The 5,635-nt window shown below is 48.5% G+C and carries 8 protein-coding genes and 1 tRNA gene; 8 read left to right on the forward strand and 1 reads right to left on the reverse strand.

The window, feature by feature from the left end; genetic code table 11:
- A partial coding sequence (locus B9T16_RS24995; protein WP_410246035.1) for an RNA-guided endonuclease InsQ/TnpB family protein occupies positions 1 to 1,275 on the forward strand: 1,275 nt, incomplete at its 5' end.
- Complete coding sequence (locus B9T16_RS25000; RefSeq protein ID WP_410246036.1) at positions 1,275 to 1,856, forward strand: DUF1499 domain-containing protein; 582 nt, start codon at positions 1,275 to 1,277, stop codon at positions 1,854 to 1,856. The genes B9T16_RS24995 and B9T16_RS25000, both read left to right, overlap by 1 nt.
- A gap of 71 nt (positions 1,857 to 1,927) precedes the next feature.
- Here B9T16_RS25000 and psbD read toward each other — a convergent pair whose 3' ends face one another.
- Entirely contained in the window at positions 1,928 to 2,986 is a 1,059-nt protein-coding gene (gene psbD, locus B9T16_RS25005; protein ID WP_006620420.1) for a photosystem II D2 protein (photosystem q(a) protein), read from the reverse strand.
- Between the two features lie 182 nt (positions 2,987 to 3,168).
- On the opposite strand from psbD, the gene B9T16_RS25010 reads away from it, so the two are divergent.
- The 6 genes from B9T16_RS25010 to B9T16_RS25035 all read left to right on the forward strand — a co-directional run.
- Complete coding sequence (locus B9T16_RS25010) at positions 3,169 to 3,339, forward strand: hypothetical protein (RefSeq protein WP_157888687.1); 171 nt, start codon at positions 3,169 to 3,171, stop codon at positions 3,337 to 3,339.
- Positions 3,326 to 3,589 carry a hypothetical protein gene (locus B9T16_RS25015; protein ID WP_410246037.1) on the forward strand — a complete coding sequence of 88 codons (264 nt, stop codon included), beginning with the start codon at positions 3,326 to 3,328 and terminating at the stop codon, positions 3,587 to 3,589. The genes B9T16_RS25010 and B9T16_RS25015 overlap by 14 nt, the downstream gene beginning before the upstream one ends.
- Complete coding sequence (locus tag B9T16_RS25020) at positions 3,589 to 4,284, forward strand: energy-coupling factor ABC transporter ATP-binding protein (protein WP_410246038.1); 696 nt, start codon at positions 3,589 to 3,591, stop codon at positions 4,282 to 4,284. The genes B9T16_RS25015 and B9T16_RS25020 overlap by 1 nt, the downstream gene beginning before the upstream one ends.
- A 104-nt stretch (positions 4,285 to 4,388) precedes the next feature.
- Positions 4,389 to 4,937: an NYN domain-containing protein gene (locus B9T16_RS25025; RefSeq protein WP_410246039.1), complete on the forward strand. Its 549-nt coding sequence runs from the start codon at positions 4,389 to 4,391 to the stop codon at positions 4,935 to 4,937.
- Between the two features lie 78 nt (positions 4,938 to 5,015).
- A tRNA-Asn gene (locus B9T16_RS25030) sits at positions 5,016 to 5,087 on the forward strand.
- 313 nt (positions 5,088 to 5,400) lie between these two features.
- Positions 5,401 to 5,635, forward strand: a 235-nt coding sequence (locus tag B9T16_RS25035) for a hypothetical protein (RefSeq protein ID WP_410246040.1), incomplete at its 3' end; no start/stop codon positions are given.

The raw sequence follows: 5,635 nt of genomic DNA on the forward strand, positions 1-5,635 counted from the left end.
ATTCCCACTAGTAAGTTTTTTCAGGCATTTCAGTCTTATTTGATTCCTAAACGTCKCGCACCTAAGTTAGTATATTACTACAAAACCACTGAGCCTACAGCGATGAAAGCACGCTATCAGTATAGAATCTACCCCACCGTCGGACAGCAGCAAAGCCTTGCTCAACTGTTTGGCTGTGTGAGAGTAGCTTTTAATGATGGGTTAGGGTTCTCAAAACAGTCTGGGCAGTATCCGGGGGTTAAGGTACTCTCAGGGCGGTTGACCGAGGCAAAGAAGACTATGGAAAGGGCGTGGCTTGGTGATGTTTCCTCCGTTCCATTGCAGCAAGCTCTCCAGGACTTAGACATTGCCTACCGTAACTTTTTTAAATCCGTTAAGGGCGAACGCAAGGGGCCAAGGGTAAACCCCCCTCGATTCAAAAAGAAGACAAACCGGCAATCTGCTCGTTTTACCAAAGCAGCATTTAAACTGAAAGGCTCTAAAGTCTATGTCGCCAAAATTGGGGAGTTAAAAACGAAGTGGTCGAGACCCCTGCCCTCTGAGCCTAGTTCAGTGACAGTAATTAAAGACTGTGCAGGGCGGTACTTTGTGAGTTTCGTAGTGGAGATTCAGCCCATCACCGTCGAACCTAAAAACCAAGGGGTCGGCGTGGATTTGGGACTGGAAACCTTAGCCACATTGAGCACAGGTGAGAAGGTGAAGGCACCTAATACCAATACCTTAGACCGCAAAATCCGCAAGGGTAAGCGTAAACTAGCTAGGTCTGTTAAAGGCTCTAGGGGACGAGGGCGTTTACGGATGGCGATCGCCCGTACAGAAGCGAAACAGTCCGATATTCGCCAAGACTTCAACCAAAAGCTGGCGACTCGATTAGTTCGAGACAACAGCGTTGTAGTGTTGGAGGATTTAAATGTCTCAGGTATGGTTAAAAACCGCTGTCTAGCTAGGGCCATCAGCCGGGCCGGGTGGCGACACATTAGAACCCTGTGTGAAGCCAAGGCTAACATGATTAATGAGCGAGAGGTGAGGGTCATCAGTCGATGGGAACCCACTTCTGGGACTTGTTCATGTTGTGGCGATCGCTGGGGCAAACTAGACCTCTCGATCCGGTCTGTGCTTTGCTTAAATTGCGGGGCAGAACAGGACCGCGATATCAACGCCAGTGTAAATATTTTGGCGGCAGGGCTTGCCGACCTGAATGGGCAAACGTTAAGCTATGTTAGACCCCAGCCTGGGGCAGTGGCTTGTTTGTCTACCCGTCAGGAGGCTATCTAATGGTCAAACGAGGAATCCCCACGCCTTTAGGCTGGGGAGGATGTCAAATGCAGATTTCACCCCTAAGATTCTTGCACAAAAAATTACTACCCATGGCGATCGCCTTATGGTTGGGACTGGTTGGATATTTTGGGGGGGAAACCGTGGCGCTGGCTGCGCCTACCCATCCCAGCGTCCTAGGGAGTCTGTTTTCCTTCTCAGGACAGCGACCCGATAACCTAGGAGTACACGACGGCCATCTCTCCGATTGTCCCGATTCCCCTAACTGCGTTTCCACCCAAAGCCAGGACGCGGTTCATTATATCGAACCTTTCACCTATTCCACCTCTGGGGAGGAAGCATTGGCTCAAATCAAACAAGTGGTCGAGAGTATGGACAACGCCAAAATCGTGACGGCGGATGACCATTATCTTAATGCCGAATTTACCTCGGCGATTATGGGCTTTGTGGATGATGTAGAATTTTATTTAGATGATCACGCGGCGCTGATTCAAGTGCGATCGGCTTCCCGACTGGGAGAGTCAGATTTGGGAGTTAATCGCGATCGGATCGAAACCATCAGAAGCCTTTTGAACCCATAAAATCAAAATCAAACCAAAACCCCCAATCCGTTGAGGAAAGGGGGTTAATTGGTTATGTGAGTAGTCCCAGATTACAGAGCGTTACCGCGAGGTAGAACTTCTTCGGGGAATACAAAGTTTTGGTGAGGTTGATCGGCTGGAGCCATCCAAGCGCGAATACCTTCGTTAAGTAGAATGTTCTTAGTATAGAAGGTTTCAAACTCAGGATCTTCTGCCGCGCGCAATTCTTGGGACACGAAGTCATAAGCCCGCAGGTTCACAGCTAGACCTACTACACCGATGGAACACATCCACAGCCCTGTTACAGGAACAAACAGCATGAAGAAGTGTAACCAGCGTTTGTTGGAAAAAGCAATACCAAAAATCTGAGACCAGAAGCGGTTAGCTGTCACCATGGAGTAGGTTTCTTCCGCTTGGGTGGGTTCAAAAGCTCGGAAGGTGTTAGAACCTTCTCCGTCTTCAAACAGGGTGTTTTCTACTGTAGCACCGTGAATAGCACAGAGTAGCGCACCACCGAGGATGCCCGCAACTCCCATCATGTGGAAGGGGTTGAGAGTCCAGTTGTGGAATCCTTGGAAGAATAGGATAAACCGGAAGATGCCTGCTACACCAAAGCTGGGAGCAAAGAACCATCCAGATTGACCCAAGGGGTACATTAAGAATACGCTCACGAACACCGCAATAGGACCGGTGAAAGCGATCGCATTATAAGGACGAATGCCAACCAACCGGGCGATTTCTAACTGACGCAGGCAGAACCCAATCAGCGCGAAAGCTCCGTGTAGAGCTACAAAAGCCCATAAACCCCCTAATTGACACCAGCGGGTAAAGTCCCACTGAGCTTCGGGACCCCACAGGAACAGCAGGGAGTGACCCAGACTGTTGGCGGGGGTGCTGACGGCAGCGGTCAGGAAGTTGCAGCCTTCGAGGTAGGAACTGGCGAGTCCGTGAGTGTACCAAGAGGTAACAAAGGTGGTTCCGGTGAGCCATCCGCCGATAGATAGATAGGCACAGGGGAACAGCAGGATACCAGACCATCCTACGAATACAAAGCGATCGCGCTTCAGCCAGTCATCGAGGACATCAAACCATCCTCTAGTGACTTGGGGGCGTTCGACTGCTATTGTCATAAACCCAAATCTCCGAATAAATTATAATTTCCAGTAAATCAGCCAACTGATCTCTATTGTAAAATCTAGCTTCCCGTTATTAACAGAAAGTTAGGAATATGATCGATGCAGTTAACTTTTCTTTACCTATCTTAACAGTATAAACATAAATTCTCAGATTGGCAAGTCCCAGAATGAAATTAATGGCGAGGGTACTACTGGGGATCGGTAATAGTCCAGAAGTGATGCGATCGCCTGATTCCTGGCGAGGTAAGAGTTATGATGTCAAGCAGACAGTGCCGATATCTGCCATACTGATGAGAGTCGGTGTTAAACTTAACGTTTTTTTAAGACTTTTCTATGTTCACCATTGACATCATCGTTAAATATGTCCCGGTTCCCCTATCGGTACAAAGAAAGACCCAAGAGGACGCTGTAGGGGTCTATAACCAGGTCCTAGACATGATGCGCTCAGACCATCGGCAACTGTTAGAGCTAACCTGCGAGAAAATGACCGATAAAAAAGTAGCTGTCCTCAGCAGCGAAATCTCGGCCGTGCAGATTTCCGAAAAATCTGGCACCACAGCCACAGGTAGATCTCCTGGATTTGTAGCCTTAACATAATGAGCCAATCTGCCAGACCCCAAACAACCAACCCGGCTATTGAAGTCAAAAACCTGAACTTTCAATGGTCGGGAGGTGCTAGAGTCCTGACTTCTTGTTCCCTAGCCGTCCCTAAAGGGGAATTTTGGATGTTGCTTGGTACTAATGGCAGCGGCAAATCAACCCTGTTGCGGCTACTGACAGGACTGTTGCCGTCCCAGTCCGGTGAGATTAACATTCAGGGACGGGTGGGGTTTGTCTTCCAAAATCCCGATCACCAACTGGTTATGCCTACTGTGGGGGCAGATGTGGCCTTTGGTTTGGTGGAAGACCGCCTCCCCCTAGAAGAAGTTAGACGGCGGGTTGAGGATGCTTTGGGGGCGGTGAAATTGCTGGAATTGCAACGCCGCCCTATTTATGCCCTCAGCGGAGGACAAAAACAGCGTATAGCTATTGCAGGTGCGATCGCTAGACATTGCCAAGTCCTACTTTTCGATGAACCTACCGCCCTACTAGACCCCGACAGTCAGCGAGACCTGGTTATTCAAGTTCGCCATTTAGTCAAAAATCGCGGCATTACCGCCCTCTGGGTGACACACCGCCTCGATGAACTTGACTACAGCGATGGTGCTTTTTTGTTGGAAAACGGCCGTGTCGTGGCTCAGGGAAACCCTGAACCCCTAAAACGCCGATTGATGCAAAATCATCAAGCCTAGATTGGAAAACTTGATTTTTTCATCCTACCTAACGAAAAAAATGCCATTATTGAAACTAAGCAAAAATTGTCCACTGTTCAATATGAGCTTTCCAGTAATAAATCATGTCACGCCCTTTAACCAATGCCGTCCTGTTTGTAGACGGTTATAACATCATCGGAATTTGGCCCGGTCTGCAACAAAAGCGCGACGGGGAAAGCACGGAGTCAGCCCGGCGACATCTGATCGAAAGTCTGATTAATTACAGTGCTTTTGAAGGTCTTGATGCTCGCATTGTCTTCGATGCTCACTATCAGAATACTCCCGGTGTCAGTGAAAAGGTCAGCCGTAATCTGTTGATTCACTATACAGCTTATGGTCAAACTGCTGACACTTATATAGAAAAAATGTGTGCGTCCCTGCGTCATAAATTGCGACTGTCACGGCGGCGGTTGCTGGTGGCTACCTCAGACCGCGCACAACAGTTGACTGTCATGGGCTACGGTGCTGAATGGATGTCTGCAATGCAGCTATCGGAAGCTGTTGAGGCCTCTAATCGACAGCGCCAACGTCGCCACCAAACTCCAAAGCGATCGAGGAGTCGCTTTCTTGACAGTTCCCTAGACCCTGAGTCTCAAAGGCGTTTGGCTCAGTTGCGGATGGGGCTAAAATAAATTTGAGCAAAATGCTTGACAAAATTTTACCACTGGGTTACTATAGTTAACTGTGGCCAAGATAACCACAACCCACTTTCCTCGGTAGCTCAGTGGTAGAGCGGTCGGCTGTTAACCGATTGGTCGTAGGTTCGAATCCTACCCGGGGAGTTTAGTATAAACCCTTATCCTGACAGCGATAGCGGGCTATTACTCAACCCGATAACTATGCCTAGTTACTCAAATGTTACTCATAACTTAGTCCTAGCACAGGAAAATAATTCTGTCAATAGGTTGATTACTCAGTCAACAAGCACAACTTAATCAATCTGTCAAACACTCATACCACCCCCCAACCAAACACCGATAGGGTAACTCCCTTGTGATACCCGTCAATGGCAAGCCTATCGGTTCGTAACGAACCATTGACTGCTATCACATCGTTCGTTTCCCCAATAGTGCTTGTTTCGGTTAGGGGGAGGGTATGGCTCAAAAACAACCCATAGGGGAACCCACTAGGTTATCAATGTACAACGATACCCCTATCAATGTACAACGATATCAGACCGCCTACCTGACTCCCGTAGGGAACCAGGTTATTGGGGAAATATTGGGGAGCCTACTCGCTACCAACAAAATGCGATCGCATTATCTAATCATCACCCCGCTGAATTCAGTTCACTACCAACATAACGCGTTTCAACTGGTGACTTGTTTGG

The sequence above is a fragment of the Arthrospira sp. PCC 8006 genome, from assembly GCF_046480465.1.
Lineage (GTDB): Bacteria > Cyanobacteriota > Cyanobacteriia > Cyanobacteriales > Microcoleaceae > Limnospira > Limnospira platensis.